Origin of the sequence: Psychromarinibacter sp. S121, from assembly GCF_049801035.1 — a bacterium.
GTDB lineage: Bacteria > Pseudomonadota > Alphaproteobacteria > Rhodobacterales > Rhodobacteraceae > Psychromarinibacter.
In genome coordinates this window covers 22,398-38,313 of record NZ_JBNAGE010000002.1, presented here as the reverse complement: position 1 = coordinate 38,313, position 15,916 = coordinate 22,398, and the positions used below count along the sequence as shown (strand labels likewise).

Genomic DNA, 15,916 nt, shown 5'->3' with positions numbered 1-15,916 from the left:
AGAATTGGACCGCCGCGGCGCAGCGTCAAGGGAGTGAGTCCTCGGGGACCTCGGCGGCGTAGCCTTCGAAGGTCACGTTGTCGGCAACCCTGCGCGCTTCGGCTTCCTGCGCGGCGCTTCGGATCGTCCAGCACAGGATCGCCGCACCACCGGATTTCAGCTCTGCCACCCGAGCGTTGCCAAGGTCGTTGCCCTGATGGCTGATGAAACACGACCCGGTCCGGTCGTAGTCCGGGATGCCCCGCAGTTCGTCGCATGTCGCAGCGGGCAGTTCCGGCCAGTCGGCAGGGTCGTAGGCGCAGGTCGTCAGGCCGCGCGGAATGTCAGGCGCGGCGGCAGCGAGGGCGGCGACCGAGTGGGGGTTGAAAGACATCAGCGCGACCGGGCCGTGATAGCCCTGAAGGTCGCGCGCGGTCGAGACTTCAAGCTGGCCGGTGTCCGGCCCCATCTCGCCGTCCTGATCCTTGATCTCGATCAGCAGCGGCGCGCGACCGGCGACAAGGGCCAGCACCTCTGCCAGCGTCGGAATGCCCTCGCCGTTGGCCAGAAGCGGGATGCGCGACAGGTCCTCGGCGGTTTTGTCGCGAAGCATACCGTCCGCGCCGGTCAGGCGGGACAGGCCATAGTCGTGAAACACGATGGCCTTGCCATCCGACGACATCTGCACGTCCAGCTCGATCCCGTAGCCGCCCGCAATCGCCGCCCGGAAGGCGGCGCGGGAATTCTCGGGGATACCGTGCTCGCCGTCATGCAGACCACGGTGCGCAATCGGCGCGCGCAGGAAAACCGGCGGAAGGGGCGGGCCTTGGGTCATTTGATCTTGAAGATACCTTCGATCTCGACCGCGACGCCCATGGGCAGCGACGCGGCAGAGACCGCGGACCGCGCATGACGGCCGTTGTCGCCCAGCACCTCGACAAGGAAGTCGGAGGCGCCGTTGATGACTTTCGGCTGGTCGACGAAGTCGGGGGTCGAGTTCACGAAGCCGGTCAGCTTCACCACCCGGTCCAGCCGGTCAAGATCGCCGCCAAGCGCGGCCTTCACCTGCGCCAGAAGGCTGATCGCGCAGGCCTTCGCCGCGGCGGCGCCCGCGGTGATGTCCAGACCGTCGCCAAGCTTGCCCTTGATCATCCCGTCCGCTCCCGCCGAAATCTGCCCCGAGACCCAGACGGTGTCGCCGTCGATGACGGAGGGCACGTAGTTGGCGGCGGGGGCGGGGGCGTCGGGCAGCGTCACGCCAAGCTCGGCAAGGCGGGTTTCGATCTTTCCGGTCATCGGGGGCTCCTGTCTGGATTCGCGGGCAACCTAGTCCATGCACGCGCCCGAAGGAAACGCCGGAAACTCTGTGCCCGGCGATTTCCGCCGCAGCGGGCAGCGACCGCGCGGCATTGCGCCGCGCGGATCGTTTTCAGGATGGGATTCTGATCAGCTTTCGCGGAACGCGCGGGCGAAATAGGTCGCCAGCGGCTGCACGAAATAGTTCATCGGGCTGCGGTCCTCGGTGCGCAGGAACGCTTCGACCGGCATGCCCGGGATCAGTTGAAGGTTCTCAGGCAGCTTGACCAGTTCCTCTTCCGGCAGCTGGATCTCGGCCCGGTAATAGGCCACGCCGGCGTTCTCATCGACGAAAGAGTCGGCGGACAGAAGCGTCACCAGCCCGGTCAGTTCCGGTGTCGTCCGGCTGTCGAACGCAGAGAAGCGAAGCCGCACGTCCTGGCCGGGGTACACCTTGTCGATGTCGGTCGGAGAAATCCGCACCGCGATGATCAGCGGGCGGTCCTGCGGGATCAGGTACATGACCGGATCCGCCGACCGGATGACCGACCGAGGGGTGAACACCGTCTTGCCGTAGACGATACCCGAAACCGGGGCGCGGATGTCCAGCCGGGACAGGCGTTCCAACAGCGAGCGCCGCTGTTCCGCCAGTTCCAGTTCGCGGAACTGAAGGTCGCGCAGCTGGGTGATCGCCTCTTCGCGGCGGCTGGTGCCAAGCTTCAGGATCTCAAGCTCGATCTCGGTGATGCGTTCTTCGGCCAGACCCTTTTCGGCCACCAGTTCGCCCTGGCTGCCGGTGAGATCCGCATGTTCGCGTTCCAGATCCAGCACGGTGGCGGCCTGCGTCAGGCCCTGCTCGAGGAGGTTGCGCTGCTTCTCGAGTTCCACGTTGATCAGCGAAAGCTGCCGCTCCATCGAGGTCTGCTGCGATTCGATGCCGGTGATCTGGGTCTCGATCTGGCGCCGCCGCTTTTCCAGCGTCTCGATCTCGCGCGCCATGGTTTCCATGCGCGCTTCGAACAGGTTGGTCTGACCGTCGATCAGTTCCTGAACCTCGGGCCGGTTCTGGGCGACCTTTAGCAGCTCGTCGTCGAACAGGATGTCTTCCGCCTCGTCGCGCTCGGCGTTCAGCCGGCCGCGCCGCGCCATTAGTTCGAACAGCTGGCTTTCGACAATCGCAAGTTCCGAGCGCAGCAGCGTCGGGTCCAGCCGCAGAAGGACATCGCCCGCTTCGACGAAATCGCCCTCTTCCACGGCGATCTCTTCCACGACGCCGCCGTCAGGATGCTGCACTACTTGCCGGTTCTGGTCGACTTCGACCTGACCGCTGGCCACGACAGCGCCCGCCAGTTGCGAGAACACCGCCCAGCCGCCGAAGCCGCCGACCAGCACCAGCAGAACCAAAGCGCCCATCCAGAGATAGCGCTTTGCCGAAATTGGCCCGCCGGGCTTGTTGCCGCCGCCGCCAGCGGGTGCGCCGCCGATCTGAATTTTTGCCTGGCTCATACCGTGCCCCCCGGGCCCACGTTCTGCACAACCTGCCTGTAGTTCTGCAGGACTTCCTTCATTACCGAATCCCGCGGCCCGAAGGCGCGGCGGGTGCCGCCGTCCAGCACCAGAAGCGTATCGCATTCCTCGATCGCGGCGGGGCGGTGGGCCATGATGATCACAGACCGTCCATCCGCCTTGATCGCGCGGATCGCCTGGTTCAGGGCGACCGAGCCCTCGTTGTCGAGGTTCGAGTTCGGCTCGTCCAGCACCAGCACCTTCGGCTCGCCGTACATGGCGCGCGCCAGCCCGATGCGCTGGATCTGCCCGCCCGACAACCGGCCGCCACCGGCGCTGACGCGGGTGTCGTAGCCATCGGGCAGTTTCAGGATCATCTCATGCGCCGCCGCCTTCTTGGCCGCGACGACGACCGCGTCGGGGTCGGGCGACAGGCTGAGACGCGCGATGTTGTCGGTGATGGTGCCGTCGAACAGCTGCACGCGCTGCGGCAGGTACCCGATGTAGCTGCCCAGCACGTCGGGGTCGTAGTTGTCGAGCGAAGCGCCATCCAGCCGGATCTTGCCGCCGGCAGGACGCCAGACGCCGGTGATCGCGCGGGCAAGCGTCGATTTCCCGGACCCCGAGGGACCGATCACGCCCATCGCCTGACCGGGTTCGAGCGTGAAGTTCACAAGCCGCAACGTTGCAAGCTGTTCGCCCGGCGGGATCACCGTCAGCTGGTCCGCCGTCAGCTTGGCGGCGGGGGCGGGCAGCGGCGTGCGGGGGCGTTCTTCCGGGATCTCGTTCAGCAACTCGCTGAGGGTCCGCCAGCCCTTCATCGCCCGCTGGATCGAAGGCCACTGGCCAATCGCAAGGTCCAGGGGCGCCAGCGCGCGGCCCATCAGGATCGACGAAGCGATCATCGCGCCGGGGGTCAGACCCTCGGTCAGCACAAGATAGGCGCCAAGGCCCAGCATCGCCGATTGCAGGAACAGGCGGAACGTCTTCGACAGGACCGAATAGCCGCCGGTGCGGTCGCTGGAGATCAGGCCCTCGTTCAGCGATCTTTCGCGGGCGATGTTCCAGCGGCTGAAGGCGCTGCCCTGCATGCCAAGCGCGCGGATCAGTTCGGCCTCGGACCGGATCTGTTCGGCCATGTGCTCGGCCTGTGCGGTCGCCAGGTTGCTGGTCTGAACCGGGTCCTTGGTGCGGATCTGGTTGAGAACGGTAATGAGAATCAGGATAGCGCCGCCGATTATGGCAAGGCCGCCCAGCCACGGGTGGAACAGCGCGATCCCGGCAAGGAAGACCGGCGCCCACGGGATGTCGAACAGCGCGGCGAACACGGGCGACGCCAGCAGGCGTTGCACGGCTTCCAGATCGCGCAGGGCGCTGGCCGACTGGTTCGGTCCGTGGGTCAGTGATGCCTTCCGCACCACCGCCGCGAATACGCGCCGGTCAAGTCGCGCCTGAAACCGCGCGCCGATCCGCGCCAGCACCCGGCCACGGACGAAATCCAGAAGGCCCATCATCAGGAACAGGAACGCCATCACGATGAACAGCGCCAGCAGCGTCGCTTCGGACCGGCTGCCCAGAACCCGGTCGTAGACCTGCAGCATGAACAGCGGACCTGTCAGCATCAGCAGGTTGACGAAGAAGCTGAAGATGGCCACGAATATGAAAAGTGGGCGGTTCTCCGCCCGCGCCGCGCGCAGTTCCTTAAGGCCTTGATCGGGATCGCCTTGCCGCATTTTCTAGTCTTACCTATCTGTTTGTCGCCGCCATATGACGCTGTCGCCAAATGGTCACATCACAATGCAGCGGGACGTGTAGCATCTGTCCCGGGAGTCGTCTTGCACTATGTGTAACCGACCTGCCAAACGAGTTCATATTGTTCCGGAATTCGCCATGAGAACCAAGCCATCCCTGCGTTTCGCCGCGGTTCTTGCCGCCGCAGTCCTTGTTCAGGCCTGCGCCGCGCCCGAGATCACAGAGACGATCAACGACCCGTACGAGACGCAGAACCGCGCGGTTCACGAGTTCAACAAGGGTGTCGCCAGCATCCTTGTGAAACCTCGTCCCGAGGGTGCCCCGCCGCGCAAGAAAGGCGTCTTTGTCAGGACGTTGGGCAATTTCGCGGGCAATATCGACAGCCCGCGCCTGGTGGTCAACGACTTGCTTCAGGCCAATCCCGAGGATGCGGTCCACAACGGGATGCGGTTCCTGATCAACACGACATTCGGCATAGCGGGGCTGTTCGATCCGGCAACCGCATGGGGCCTGCCGTCGCGGCCGACGAACTTCGGCGAAACTTTGCACACGTGGGGCGCCGCAGAGGGGGCTTATGTCGAATTACCGCTGTTGGGGCCGTCCACATCGCGGGATACGGCGGGCACGGTGGTCGATTTCTTCATGAACCCGCTTAGCTATGCGGTGCCCACGCCGGAGCAGTATTTCGTCCAATCGGCGGGCATTATCGAGGGCTTCACCGAGCTGGTGGAATACGGCGACGAGATCAACGAAGTGCTGCAAACCAGCGCCGACAGCTACGCCGCGACACGTTTGCTTTATTTGCAAAATCGGCGATTCCAGCTAGGTCAGACAGTAGCGGCGGAGGAGATCGATCCCTTCGCGCTTGATACCGAAGGATTCTAGCATGGTGCAGATCACACGACGTTCTCTCGTGGCGGCGCTGGCCGCGCTGCCGTTCCTGCCCGGTCGGGCATTCGCCCTGTCGACCGCAGCGGCGCAGGGGTTGGTCGATCAGGCCGTGGCCGACATCAACCGTGCAATTGCCGGTGGCGGCTCGGACGGGCAGATCATTTCCCAGTTCCAGAACATCTTCAATCGTTACGCGGATCAGGCCTATATCGCGGCCTACGCGCTGGGCCCGGCGGCGCGAACCGCCTCGGCGGCAGAGCGGTCGGCGTTTTCGGCTGCGTTCAGCCGCTATCTGACCGCGAAATACGGACGCCGGTTCCGCGAGTATCAGGGCGGCACGGTGAACGTGCGCGGCGCCAAGCCGGTGAAGAACTGGGTCGAGGTGCGCGCCACCGCCGACCTGCCCGGCCAGTCGCCGTTCAACGTGACCTTCTACGTGTCGGACCGGACCGGTCGGCCGCTGTTCTTCAACCTCGACGTCGAGGGCGTTTCGATGCTGCTGACAGAGCGGGAAGAGATCGGCGCGATGCTGGACCGCTACCGCGGCGATATCGGACAGGTAACCGCGGCGCTTCAGGCGGGCGGCTGATCCAAACGGAACAGACCAAAATGAAGGGCCCGCCGGTTGGCGGGCCTTTTCTTTAGCGCTGCGGCGTTCCGAAGATCGAATCTAGGACGTCGTTGATGATCCTGTCGGCCATCGTGTCGCCGCTGCCGTTTCCGTTGCCCTGGCCCGGTGGGGGCGCCTGCACCTGTCCCGGCGGAGGCGTGCGCGGCGGCAGCGTCGTCGCGTCGATCATCGGCAGGGGCCGGGCCGGCAGGTCTTCGTGGACACGTTTCATCACCTCGCCCCAGATTTCCGCCGGCAGCCCGCCGCCGGTGACACCTGAAAGCGGAGTGTTGTCGTCATAGCCCATCCAGACGCCCGCGACGTAGTCGGCGGTGAACCCCACGAACCATGCGTCGCGGTTGGCCTGCGTGGTGCCGGTCTTGCCCGCGGCCTCGCGACCCGGCAGCTTGGCGCGTCCGCCCGAGCCGTACTCGATCACCTTGGTCATCATGTAGATCAGCTGGCGCGCCGCCTGTTCCGAGATCACGCGCTCGCCAAGCCCGCCGGACTGGTCCATCAGCGGCGCATCGTCGCCGACAAGCCGCAGGTCGATCAGGCCGTAGGGTTTCACGGACGAGCCGCCGTTCAGGATGCCGGCGTAGGCGCCGGTAATTTCCAGCAGGCTGACTTCGGACGTGCCAAGCGCCAGCGCGGGGCCGACGGCAAGGTCGGAAACGATGCCGAAATCCTCGGCCACGTGGCGCACGTTCTCGCGGCCGACCGTCTCTGACAACCGGACCGCCGCCGTGTTGAGCGATCGCGCCAGCGCTTCGGTCAGCGTGACCTCGCCATAATAGTCGCGGGTGTAGTTGCGCGGCGACCAGGGACCAGAGCCGGGGACGTTGATCGTCAGGGGCGCGTCGAGGATGTAGTCGTCGAACCGATACCCGAGATCCAGCGCGGTGGCGTAGACGAACGGCTTGAAGGCCGACCCGGACTGCCGCTTGGCCATGATGGCGCGGTTGAATTGTCCTGCGATGCCGGTGAACTTGCGGCCGCCGACCACAGCGCGCACCGCGCCGTCCGCGGACATGATCACGATCGCGGCCTGCGCCTCAGAGCCCTCTTTAACCTTCGCATCGAAGATTGCCTGCAATCCTGTCTCGGCGGCGGTCTGGATGCGCTGGTCGAAGGTGGTGCGGATCACAACGTCTTCGGTCGTCTCGCGGGTTAGGAAGCCCGGTCCCGAGTCCATCACCCAGTCGGCGAAATAGCCGCCGGCCCGGGCTTCTGCCGCTTCGGACAGCATGGCGGGCGCGCCGGTGGAATGGGCGTACTCGGCATCGGTCAGGTAGCCCTGATCGTGCATCAGTCCCAGCACCACGTTCGCACGGTCCTGCGAGCGTTGCAGGTTCGATGTCGGGGCATAGCGGCTGGGCGCCGTCAGCAGACCGGCCAGCATCGCGGCCTCGGACGCGTTCACCTGCGCCGCGCCCTTGCCGAAGTACCGCTGCGAGGCGGCCTCGAAGCCATAGGCGCCGCCGCCCATGTAGGTGCGGTTCAGGTAGACCGTCAGGATCTCGTCTTTCGAGTACTTCGCCTCAAGCGCGAAGGCATAGGGCATCTCTTTGATCTTGCGCCACAGGGTGCCGCGCCGGCAGTCGGTCTCGTAGGCGGCTTCGGTCTCCCACGTGTCCTTGTCGAACGGCACGCCAAGGCACAGCAGCTTCGCCACCTGCTGAGTGATCGTGCTGCCGCCGTGTCCCGAGAACGGGCTGCGGCCCTCGCGCAGGTTGATGGCGATGGCGCTGGCGATGCCGCGGGGGCTGACGCCGAAATGACGGTAGAACCGTTTGTCCTCTGTCGCGACGACCGCATTCTTCAGGACCGGGGCCACGGTTTCCGCCGTGACCTGTCCGCCGAACTGGTCACCGCGCCATGCGAAGACTTCGCCGTAGCGGTCCAGCATCGTGACAGACCCGCGCGTCCGGCCGTCCAGCAGATCCTCGAGCGGTGGCAGGGTCGTGTAGAAGTACCATGTCGCGACGCCGACGATCAGCACGACGACCGTAGCGCCGGCAGCGAAGACCTTGAACAGCAGGCGCAGGATCCAGCGGAACACCGAGCCGAAGAATCCAAGGATTCCACCGCGGCCGCCACCGCCTTTGCGCCGGTTGGTTCGTTTCGAGGGCTTCGATTTTCCGCGCGCGGAAGCCTTCCCACGGGCCGGGGTACGGCCCTTCTTCGGCTTCGCGGCCGCCCGTGACCGTTTGTCGGCCACGAGGGTCGGCGTCTTGCGTCCGTTCCCGCTCATCAGATTGGTCTACTGCTACTCGATTGTCGTTGTTTTGCGCAGAATAGCTGCGATGTCCGCAGATGTGGAGACGCCGCGGCGTCAAAGCAACGTGTTTTTTGATCGCACATTTTTAAGGCGTTTTCTGAAAACAGTGCAAAAAATGTGCAACACGCCTGTTAAGAAGTCGTTAATTCTCGTGCTTCGGATTGTAACGCCCGCGTGTGCATCGCTTTGTGAGCGGCGTGGAATCCTTGCAGGGACAACCTGCCAATCGGAAGGGTGAAGACAGTGAAACTCATCATTGCAGCAATCAAGCCGTTCAAGCTGGAGGAGGTGCGCGAAGCGCTCACCGCCATCGGCGTGCGCGGCATGATGGTAACTGAAATCAAGGGCTTCGGCTCGCAGTCGGGTCACACCGAGATCTACCGCGGCGCCGAATACGCCGTGAACTTCGTGCCGAAGGTGAAGCTCGAGATCGTCGTCCCGGCCTCGATGGCCGACCAGGTCGTTGAAACGATCCAGACCACCGCCAAGACCGACAAAATCGGCGACGGCAAGATCTTTGTTCTCGACGTGGCCAGCGCGATCCGCGTGCGCACGGGCGAAACCAACGAGGACGCGCTCTGAGCGCCGCACAGAGGGGAATTACGAATATGCAACTCAACAAGACTCTTCCCATCGCCGCTGCGCTGATCGCGCTGCCGGTGCTGGGCTTCGCCCAAGAGGCCGAAGAAGCCGTAGAGGCCGTCGCGCCGGGCTTCGACGAGATCGGTCCCTACATCATGACCACCCTGCTGTTCATGATGGGCGGCTTCCTGGTGTTCTTCATGGCCGCTGGCTTTGCGATGCTCGAAGGCGGCCTTGTCCGCTCGAAGAACGTTGCGATGCAGATGACCAAGAACATCGCACTCTACTCGTTCGCGGCCATCATGTACTGGCTGATCGGCTTCAACCTGATGTACCCGGGCGATGGCTGGATCATGGCCGGCTGGGTTGGCCCGTTCTTCAGCACCACGGTGCTTGATCCGGTTGGTGTGGATGCCGCCGATGCCGCGCTCGACTATGCGTCGATCGGTTCGGACTTCTTCTTCCAGCTGGTGTTCGTTGCCGCCACCGCCTCGATCGTGTCGGGCGCTCTGGCCGAACGCATCAAGCTGTGGCCGTTCCTGTTCTTCGTCATCATCCTGACCGGCGTCATGTACCCGATCTCGGGCTCGTGGCAGTGGGGCGGCGGCTGGCTGTCCGAGATGGGCTTCTCTGACTTCGCCGGCTCGACGGTCGTGCACTCGGTCGGCGGCTGGGCTGCTCTGGCGGGCGCCATCGTTCTTGGCCCGCGTATCGGCAAGTACACCAGCAGCGGTCAAGTCCACCCGATGCCCGGTTCGAACCTGGCCCTGGCCACGCTCGGCACGTTCATCCTGTGGCTCGGCTGGTTCGGCTTCAACGGCGGTTCGCAGCTGGCGATGGGCACCGTTGGTGACGTGTCCGACGTGTCGCGCATCTTCGCGAACACCAACATGGCCGCTGCGGCCGGTGCTGTTGCCGCGCTGATCCTGACGCAGGTGATGTACAAGAAGGTCGACCTGACCATGGTGCTGAACGGCGCTCTGGCCGGCCTCGTGTCGATCACTGCCGAACCGCTGGCTCCGACGCTGTTCGGTTCGCTGTGGATCGGTGCTGTTGGCGGCGTGATCGTGGTCTTCGCGGTCCCGATGCTGGACAAGCTGAAAATCGACGACGTTGTCGGCGCCATCCCGGTCCACCTGTGTGCCGGTATCTGGGGCACCATCGCCGTGATCTTCTACGGCGAAGCCAGCCTCGGCACGCAGCTGACCGGCATCATCGCCTACGGTGTCTTCACCTTCGTGGTCAGCCTGGTGGTCTGGTTCATCCTGAAAGCCATCATCGGCATCCGCGTCAGCGAAGAAGACGAGATCAACGGTCTCGATATGGCCGAGCTGGGTATGGAAGCATACCCCGAGTTCTCGAAAGGCTGACTTCCCTTCCTGTCAGTCTGAGACGACTGCCCGGGCGTACGCGCCCGGGCTTTTTCTTTTGGGGCGCCCGCGGGCGCGCAGGCCGGATCGGCAGCGGACGTCAGTCCTGCTGGCCGGGCACCCGCTTCGGCGCGCCGGTGGCCATGTCGGTGCCCATGTAAGGAAGACCCGCCTGCTTCCACGCGGCGAACCCGCCTTCCATGTGCGTGACCGGCACCATGCCCTTGGCCGCACAGGCCGAGGCGATCCGGCCCGAGCGCGCGCTGGAGCCGCAGTACAGCACCAGCCGCTTGCCCTGCTGCGACGGCAGCTTCTCGGAATCGAAGAACGGCATCGGCAGCAGCAGCGCGCCTTCGACGTGTTCCAGCATATATTCCTGCGGCGTGCGCACGTCGATGAGGGCGATCTTGCCCTGCGAATATGCGTCCCAGACCTCCTGCGGCGTCCAGGTCTCGATGGTGCCGCCGTCGACGGTTTCGGTTTTCATCTGTCGGTCCTTTCTGCGTTCGGGTCAGAACTTGTTCGCCGGGATCTTGAAGTATGCGTCGCCGTCCGCCTCTGCCGGCGGAAGACGCCCGCCGCGCAGGTTGACTTGCAGCGCGAACAACATGCGGTCCGGCAGCGCCAGCGTCGCGTCTCGGTCGTCGCGCAGCTTGCAGTACTCGGCCTTTGAGGTGCCGCCGCCGATGTGCTTGTTGTTCTCGCGGTGCTCGGCGACCGTCGCTTCCCAAGCGGGGTCCTTGCGGTCTCCGACCGGCGGGTAATCGTGGCCGACGAACAGGCGGGTGTCGTCGGGCAACGACAGGATGGCCATCAGCGAGTCGTACAGTTCGGCAGAGGATCCGCCGGGGAAGTCGGCGCGCGAGGTGCCGCTGTCGACATGCATGAATGTGTCGTGAACAAAGGCGGCGTCGCCGATCACGTAGGTGATCGAGCCCAGCGTGTGTCCGGGCGAAAGCATCACTTTCACCTCCAGATCGCCAAGCGTGAAGGTCTCGCCCTCCGCGAACAGGCGGTCAAAATCGCGGTCGGGATCGAAGGCACCGGGCGTGTGGTAGATGTCTTCCCACAGCTTCGCGATGTCGCGGACCTTCTCGCCGATGGCGGCAGGCGCGCCGGTCTGCTCTTTGAGCCAAGCCGAGGCCATCATGTGGTCCGCGTGGGGGTGGGTGTCGAGCACCCACTCGACGGTCAGCCCCTCGGACTTAACGAAATCGAGGATCTCGGCTGCGCTGTCGGTGCGGGTGCGGCCGTGGGACGGGTCGAAGTCGAGAACGACGTCGATCAGCGCGGCCTTCTTCGTAGCGTCGTCGATGGCGACATACTGGATGCTGCCCGAAGCTTCTTCATAGAACCCGACGACGCGGGGCGATTTCGGTCCCGAAGACGGGCTTTCTTTGCTGAACATGTTATCCCTCCGTAGACGGTTCGGAAGGATACATATTCTTGACGCGGAATATGTAAAGGGCCGGTGGAGGCAGGAATTTCTGGAAACTCCTGCCTCGCACGATCTTCTAGAAGATCGCGCCGCGCCGTTTTACGCCTTGTCGACCGCCGCGATGGCTTGCGCGAGGATCGGAACCGTCTTGGCGTTCAGACCGGCGATGTTGATGCGGCTGTCGCCGACCATGTAGATCGCGTGATCCTCGCGCAGCTTCTCGACCTGTTCAGGCGTCAGGCCAAGGCGGCTGAACATCCCACGGTGCTGGGCGATGAAGCCGAAGCGGTCCGAGCCGGTCAGCTTGCGCAGTTCATCCGCCAGCTGCTCGCGCAGTTTGAGCATGCCAAGGCGCATCTCTTCCAGCTCTGCCATCCAGTCCGCCTTGAGCGCGTCGTCGGCAAGGATCATGCCCACCAGCCGCGCGCCATGGTCCGGCGGGAACGAATAGTTCTGCCGGTTCAGGTGGTTCAGCGTGCCCTGCGCGACGGCGGTTTTCGAAGCGTCCTCCTGGATCGCCATCAGGACGCCGGCCCGCTCGCGGTAGATGCCGAAGTTCTTCGAGCAGCTTGCGGCGACCAGCGACTCGGGACAGGTCGATACGACATGGCGCACACCGGCGGCGTCCGCTTCCAGCCCATCGCCGAAGCCCTGATAGGCGATGTCGATCATCGGGATCGCGCCCTTGGCGTTCAGGATCTCGGCGACCTTCTTGAACTCGGGCAGGGTCAGGTTGGCGCCGGTCGGGTTGTGGCAGCAGCCGTGCAGCAGAACCACGTCGCCCGCCTTCAAGCCGTCGAGGTCGGCGATCATGCCGTTGAAGTCGACGGCGCAGGTCTCGTTGTCGAAATACCGGTATTCGCGCATGGAGATGCCCATGTGCTTAAGGATCGACACGTGGTTCGGCCACGTGGGGGCCGAGACCCAGACGGTCACGTCGGGGTTCGCCATCTGCACAAGGTCGAAGGCCTGACGCACCGCGCCGGTGCCGCCCGGCGTCGCGGCGGCAGCCACGCGGTCGGCGGCAACGGCATCGCCCAGCACAAGATCGCGCATGCCGGCGGCGAAGGCCGGGTCACCGGCGAGGCCGGTGTAGGACTTGGTCGTCTCGGTTTCCCACAGCTGCTTTTCGGCGGCCTTGATGGCGCGCATCACCGGTGTGACGCCCTCGGCATCCTTGTAGACGCCAACGCCAAGGTCGACCTTCTGCTCGCGCGGGTCGGCCTTGTACATCTCCATCAGCATCAGGATCTTGTCCTTCGGCTGGGCTTGCAGCTCTTTCAGCATGGAATCACTCTCCGGTTTCGACCTTCAGGTCGCCATACATGCCCCATTCGGACCACGAGCCGTCGTAGACGGCGTGGCGGTCATGGCCGATGCGTTCCAGCGCCAGGTCGATGATGGCGGCGGTCACGCCCGATCCGCAGGAGCTGATGACAGGTTTCGCAAGATCCACGCCGGCGGCGTCGAAGACGCGGCGCAGGGCGTCGGGATCCTTCATCGTGCCGTCGTCGTTCATCAGCGTGGCGTAGTGTACGTTCTTCGAGTTCGGGATGTGTCCCGAACGCAGCCCCTCGCGCGGTTCTGGCGCGTCGCCGCGGAACCGGGCGGGGCCTCGGGCATCGAGGATCTCGTGATCCATCAGCTTCGACGCGGCGGCCACCTGGGTCACGTCGCGGACAAGATGGTTCTGGAACGACACCGTGATGTGGCGGTCGCGCATGACGGGGGGCAGGTCCTCGGTCGGATGGCCCTCGGCGATCCACTTCGGCAGGCCGCCGTCCAGCACGGCCACATCCGTCTTGCCCATCAGGCGCAGCATCCACCACACGCGGGGGGCCGAGAACATGCCGGCGCCGTCGTAGACCACGACCTGATGGCCGTCACCCACGCCCATCGCACGCATGCGGCTGATGAATTTCTCGGCCGGCGGCATCATGTGCGGCAGCGAGGAGCGGTGGTCGGACATCTCTTCGATGTCGAAATAGCGGGCGCCGGGGATGTGGGCCCTGTCGTATTCGGCCTTCCCGTCGCGGCCCGCGTCCGGCAGGTACCACGAGGCGTCGAACACCCGCAGGTCGGGGTCGTTCAGGTGGGCGGCCAGCCAGTCGGTGGACACCAGCGTTTTTGGATCGTCGGACGCCATTTCTCGCTCCCTCGGCACGGACCCCGCTTGCCTAGCCCCGCGACGCGGTGCTGACAAGGGCGGGACTAGCCGTGTTCTTTCAGGAGACGCTGCTTCTGGCGGTTCCAGTCGCGTTTGGCCGCCGTCTCGCGCTTGTCGGCGACCTTCTTGCCCTTGGCGATGCCGACCTTCATCTTCGCGATGCCGCGGTCGTTGAAATACATCACCAGCGGTACAACGGTCATGCCTTTCCGCTGGGTTTCATTCCAGAGACGGGAGAGTTCCTTTTTCGACGCCAGCAGTTTGCGGCGGCGGCGTTCGTCGTGGCCGAAGGTCTTGGCCTGCGCGTAGGGCGCGATGTAGCTGTTCACCAGCCAGAGCTCGCCGTCGCTGACCTCGGCGTAGCTTTCGGCAATGTTGGCCGACCCCTCGCGCAGCGATTTGACCTCGGACCCTTCAAGCACGATGCCGACTTCCAGATCTTCCTCGATCGCATAGTCGAACCGCGCCCGCCGGTTCTCGGCGACGACCTTGTAGTTGGTATTTTCCTTCGGCTTTGCCATGGCCGACAGGAGATAGGGCGTTCAGGCCCTCAAGTCCAGTGGTCGGCGGCCTTCGGGCACCACTTGGTCGCAGCCCGGCAGGCTTGACCTTCGCGGGGATGAGGGACCAATACGGGCCATGCTTCTTGAGATCCTGTACGGAACGGCCCTTATCCTTGTCACGACGCTGCTCGGGCTTGCGGCGATGCCGTTCTTTGACCGTCTGGCAGAACGCGCCACCGCGGACGAGGCGGTGCGGCACGGGCCCGGCTGGCTGATCCTTCAGGTCTGCTTTTCGGTCGTCTGGCTGCTGACGCTGATCCTGCTGTCGTGCTGGTTCTGGTCGCTGCTGCTGGTCCACCTCGATCTGTTCGAGACGGTGGACGAGGCGATGTACTTCTCGCTGGTGGCTTTCACGACCGTCGGGTTCGGCGACGTGGTCCTGCCGGAAGAGTGGGCGATCCTGTCGGGAATGCTGGCGATCAACGGGTTGTTCATGGCCGCGCTGCTGACCGGGGCTTTCGTGGATCTCGTGCGCAAGGTGCGGTCGGTTCAGGCGTTGATGCTGAAGCGCCGGCACGAAAGGCAGGCCGCGGAAAGCGCACGGCCGGCCCCGAAGGACCGGCCGGACGACTGACCCGTAAAGGGTGATCTCAGTTGATAAGACCCGCGTGGACCATCGCGTCGCGCATGAGCTGCTTGGTGCCGTCGGTCAGGTCGACCAGCGGAGAGCGGACGCTGTCGTTGCACATGCCCAGCACCGACAGGCCGAACTTGGCGCCGCACAGGCCGGGTTCGGTGAAGATCGCCTTGTGCAGCGGCATCAGCCGGTCCTGAATCGTCAGTGCGGTGGCGTAGTCTCCGGCAAGGCAGGCTTCCTGCAACTCGGCACACAGTTTCGGCGCGACGTTCGCGGTGACCGAGATGCAGCCGATGCCGCCCTGAGCGTTGAAGCCATGGGCCGTGGCGTCCTCGCCCGAGACCTGCACGAAGTCGGGGCCGCAGGTGATCCGCTGCCACGACACGCGCGCCAGATCGCCGGTCGCGTCCTTCACACCGACGATGCGCGGCAGCTTGGCCAGTTCGCCCATCGTGTCGGGCGACATGTCCACCGCCGAGCGGCCGGGGATGTTGTAGATGATGATCGGCAGTTCGCAGCAGTCGTGGACCGCGCGGAAGTGCTCGTACAGGCCGCGCTGGGTCGGCTTGTTGTAATAGGGCGTCACCACCAGTGCCGCGTCCGCGCCGACCGATTCCGCGTGGCGCATGAAGCGGATCGCTTCCTCGGTGTTGTTCGAGCCCGCGCCCGCCACGACCGGCACGCGTCCCGCGGCGGCTTTCACGACCTCTTCGACCACCATCTCGTGTTCCGAGTGGGTAAGGGTGGGGCTTTCGCCCGTGGTCCCGACCGGCACCAGCCCGTGGCTGCCCTGCTCGATCTGCCACTCGACGAGCCGTTTAAGCGCATCGAGATCCACCGAGCCGTCCTTTGCGAACGGCGTCACCAGTGCGGGGAGAGATCCCTTGATCATGATGCGCATCCT

16 protein-coding genes are annotated in these 15,916 nt (G+C 64.8%); 5 read left to right on the top strand and 11 right to left on the bottom strand.

Features of this window, described 5'->3' with window-relative positions:
* Positions 1-25: 25 nt before the first annotated feature.
* The 4 genes from ACP156_RS08455 to ACP156_RS08440 form a co-directional block, all read right to left on the bottom strand.
* Positions 26-814, bottom strand: a complete 789-nt coding sequence (locus ACP156_RS08455; RefSeq protein WP_425050871.1) for a glycerophosphodiester phosphodiesterase family protein — start codon at positions 812-814, stop codon at positions 26-28.
* Positions 811-1,275 (bottom strand): RidA family protein, encoded by a 465-nt coding sequence (locus ACP156_RS08450; RefSeq protein WP_425050870.1) that lies wholly within the window; start codon positions 1,273-1,275, stop codon positions 811-813. The genes ACP156_RS08455 and ACP156_RS08450 overlap by 4 nt, the downstream gene beginning before the upstream one ends.
* A gap of 150 nt (positions 1,276-1,425) precedes the next feature.
* On the bottom strand, positions 1,426-2,688 hold the full coding sequence (locus ACP156_RS08445; RefSeq protein WP_425051885.1) for an HlyD family type I secretion periplasmic adaptor subunit: 1,263 nt from the start codon (positions 2,686-2,688) through the stop codon (positions 1,426-1,428).
* Positions 2,689-2,777: 89 nt separating this feature from the next.
* Positions 2,778-4,514 carry a type I secretion system permease/ATPase gene (locus ACP156_RS08440; RefSeq protein WP_425050869.1) on the bottom strand — a complete coding sequence of 579 codons (1,737 nt, stop codon included), beginning with the start codon at positions 4,512-4,514 and terminating at the stop codon, positions 2,778-2,780.
* Positions 4,515-4,623: 109 nt separating this feature from the next.
* Here ACP156_RS08440 and ACP156_RS08435 point away from each other — a divergent pair, with 109 nt between their 5' ends.
* Together ACP156_RS08435 and ACP156_RS08430 are read left to right on the top strand one after the other, a co-directional pair.
* Entirely contained in the window at positions 4,624-5,418 is a 795-nt protein-coding gene (locus tag ACP156_RS08435; protein WP_425050868.1) for an MlaA family lipoprotein, read from the top strand.
* 1 nt (position 5,419) lies between these two features.
* On the top strand, positions 5,420-6,013 hold the full coding sequence (locus ACP156_RS08430) for an MlaC/ttg2D family ABC transporter substrate-binding protein (RefSeq protein WP_425050866.1): 594 nt from the start codon (positions 5,420-5,422) through the stop codon (positions 6,011-6,013).
* 52 nt (positions 6,014-6,065) lie between these two features.
* Here ACP156_RS08430 and ACP156_RS08425 read toward each other — a convergent pair whose 3' ends face one another.
* Positions 6,066-8,288, bottom strand: coding sequence for a transglycosylase domain-containing protein (locus tag ACP156_RS08425; protein ID WP_425050865.1), 2,223 nt, complete (start codon positions 8,286-8,288; stop codon positions 6,066-6,068).
* A gap of 270 nt (positions 8,289-8,558) precedes the next feature.
* Between ACP156_RS08425 and ACP156_RS08420 the strand changes: the two genes are divergently transcribed.
* Together ACP156_RS08420 and ACP156_RS08415 are read left to right on the top strand one after the other, a co-directional pair.
* Entirely contained in the window at positions 8,559-8,897 is a 339-nt protein-coding gene (locus ACP156_RS08420; protein ID WP_425050864.1) for a P-II family nitrogen regulator, read from the top strand.
* A gap of 26 nt (positions 8,898-8,923) precedes the next feature.
* Positions 8,924-10,267 carry an ammonium transporter gene (locus ACP156_RS08415; protein ID WP_425050863.1) on the top strand — a complete coding sequence of 448 codons (1,344 nt, stop codon included), beginning with the start codon at positions 8,924-8,926 and terminating at the stop codon, positions 10,265-10,267.
* A gap of 100 nt (positions 10,268-10,367) precedes the next feature.
* Here the strand turns inward: ACP156_RS08415 and ACP156_RS08410 are convergent, their stop codons facing one another.
* The 5 genes from ACP156_RS08410 to smpB form a co-directional block, all read right to left on the bottom strand.
* A complete protein-coding gene (locus tag ACP156_RS08410; protein ID WP_425050862.1) occupies positions 10,368-10,754 on the bottom strand; it encodes a rhodanese-like domain-containing protein in 387 nt (128 codons plus the stop codon).
* A gap of 24 nt (positions 10,755-10,778) precedes the next feature.
* The gene (locus ACP156_RS08405; RefSeq protein WP_425050861.1) at positions 10,779-11,675 is read right to left on the bottom strand and encodes an MBL fold metallo-hydrolase; all 897 of its coding nucleotides are present in this window, start codon (positions 11,673-11,675) and stop codon (positions 10,779-10,781) included.
* A 129-nt stretch (positions 11,676-11,804) separates the two neighbouring features.
* Positions 11,805-12,992, bottom strand: a complete 1,188-nt coding sequence (locus ACP156_RS08400) for an aromatic amino acid transaminase (protein WP_425050860.1) — start codon at positions 12,990-12,992, stop codon at positions 11,805-11,807.
* A gap of 4 nt (positions 12,993-12,996) precedes the next feature.
* Complete coding sequence (sseA, locus tag ACP156_RS08395) at positions 12,997-13,851, bottom strand: 3-mercaptopyruvate sulfurtransferase (RefSeq protein WP_425050859.1); 855 nt, start codon at positions 13,849-13,851, stop codon at positions 12,997-12,999.
* A 65-nt stretch (positions 13,852-13,916) separates the two neighbouring features.
* On the bottom strand, positions 13,917-14,393 hold the full coding sequence (smpB, locus tag ACP156_RS08390) for an SsrA-binding protein SmpB (RefSeq protein ID WP_425050858.1): 477 nt from the start codon (positions 14,391-14,393) through the stop codon (positions 13,917-13,919).
* A gap of 118 nt (positions 14,394-14,511) precedes the next feature.
* On the opposite strand from smpB, the gene ACP156_RS08385 reads away from it, so the two are divergent.
* Positions 14,512-15,009: an ion channel gene (locus ACP156_RS08385; RefSeq protein WP_425050857.1), complete on the top strand. Its 498-nt coding sequence runs from the start codon at positions 14,512-14,514 to the stop codon at positions 15,007-15,009.
* A gap of 16 nt (positions 15,010-15,025) precedes the next feature.
* Here the strand turns inward: ACP156_RS08385 and dapA are convergent, their stop codons facing one another.
* The gene (dapA, locus tag ACP156_RS08380; RefSeq protein ID WP_425050856.1) at positions 15,026-15,904 is read right to left on the bottom strand and encodes a 4-hydroxy-tetrahydrodipicolinate synthase; all 879 of its coding nucleotides are present in this window, start codon (positions 15,902-15,904) and stop codon (positions 15,026-15,028) included.
* Between the last annotated feature and the right edge of the window lie 12 nt (positions 15,905-15,916).

Bases quoted from the DNA above. Each gene is read 5' to 3' on its own strand.
- ACP156_RS08440 (WP_425050869.1), bottom strand. From the start codon at position 4,514: ATGCGGCAAGGCGATCCCGATCAAGGCCTTAAGGAACTGCGCGCGGCG.
- ACP156_RS08410 (WP_425050862.1), bottom strand. From the start codon at position 10,754: ATGAAAACCGAAACCGTCGACGGCGGCACCATCGAGACCTGGACGCCG.
- ACP156_RS08425 (WP_425050865.1), bottom strand. From the start codon at position 8,288: ATGAGCGGGAACGGACGCAAGACGCCGACCCTCGTGGCCGACAAACGG.
- ACP156_RS08435 (WP_425050868.1), top strand. From the start codon at position 4,624: ATGTGTAACCGACCTGCCAAACGAGTTCATATTGTTCCGGAATTCGCC.
- ACP156_RS08455 (WP_425050871.1), bottom strand. From the start codon at position 814: ATGACCCAAGGCCCGCCCCTTCCGCCGGTTTTCCTGCGCGCGCCGATT.
- ACP156_RS08400 (WP_425050860.1), bottom strand. From the start codon at position 12,992: ATGCTGAAAGAGCTGCAAGCCCAGCCGAAGGACAAGATCCTGATGCTG.
- ACP156_RS08415 (WP_425050863.1), top strand. From the start codon at position 8,924: ATGCAACTCAACAAGACTCTTCCCATCGCCGCTGCGCTGATCGCGCTG.
- ACP156_RS08445 (WP_425051885.1), bottom strand. From the start codon at position 2,688: ATGGGCGCTTTGGTTCTGCTGGTGCTGGTCGGCGGCTTCGGCGGCTGG.
- sseA (WP_425050859.1), bottom strand. From the start codon at position 13,851: ATGGCGTCCGACGATCCAAAAACGCTGGTGTCCACCGACTGGCTGGCC.
- ACP156_RS08450 (WP_425050870.1), bottom strand. From the start codon at position 1,275: ATGACCGGAAAGATCGAAACCCGCCTTGCCGAGCTTGGCGTGACGCTG.
- ACP156_RS08430 (WP_425050866.1), top strand. From the start codon at position 5,420: ATGGTGCAGATCACACGACGTTCTCTCGTGGCGGCGCTGGCCGCGCTG.
- ACP156_RS08385 (WP_425050857.1), top strand. From the start codon at position 14,512: ATGCTTCTTGAGATCCTGTACGGAACGGCCCTTATCCTTGTCACGACG.
- smpB (WP_425050858.1), bottom strand. From the start codon at position 14,393: ATGGCAAAGCCGAAGGAAAATACCAACTACAAGGTCGTCGCCGAGAAC.
- ACP156_RS08405 (WP_425050861.1), bottom strand. From the start codon at position 11,675: ATGTTCAGCAAAGAAAGCCCGTCTTCGGGACCGAAATCGCCCCGCGTC.
- dapA (WP_425050856.1), bottom strand. From the start codon at position 15,904: ATGATCAAGGGATCTCTCCCCGCACTGGTGACGCCGTTCGCAAAGGAC.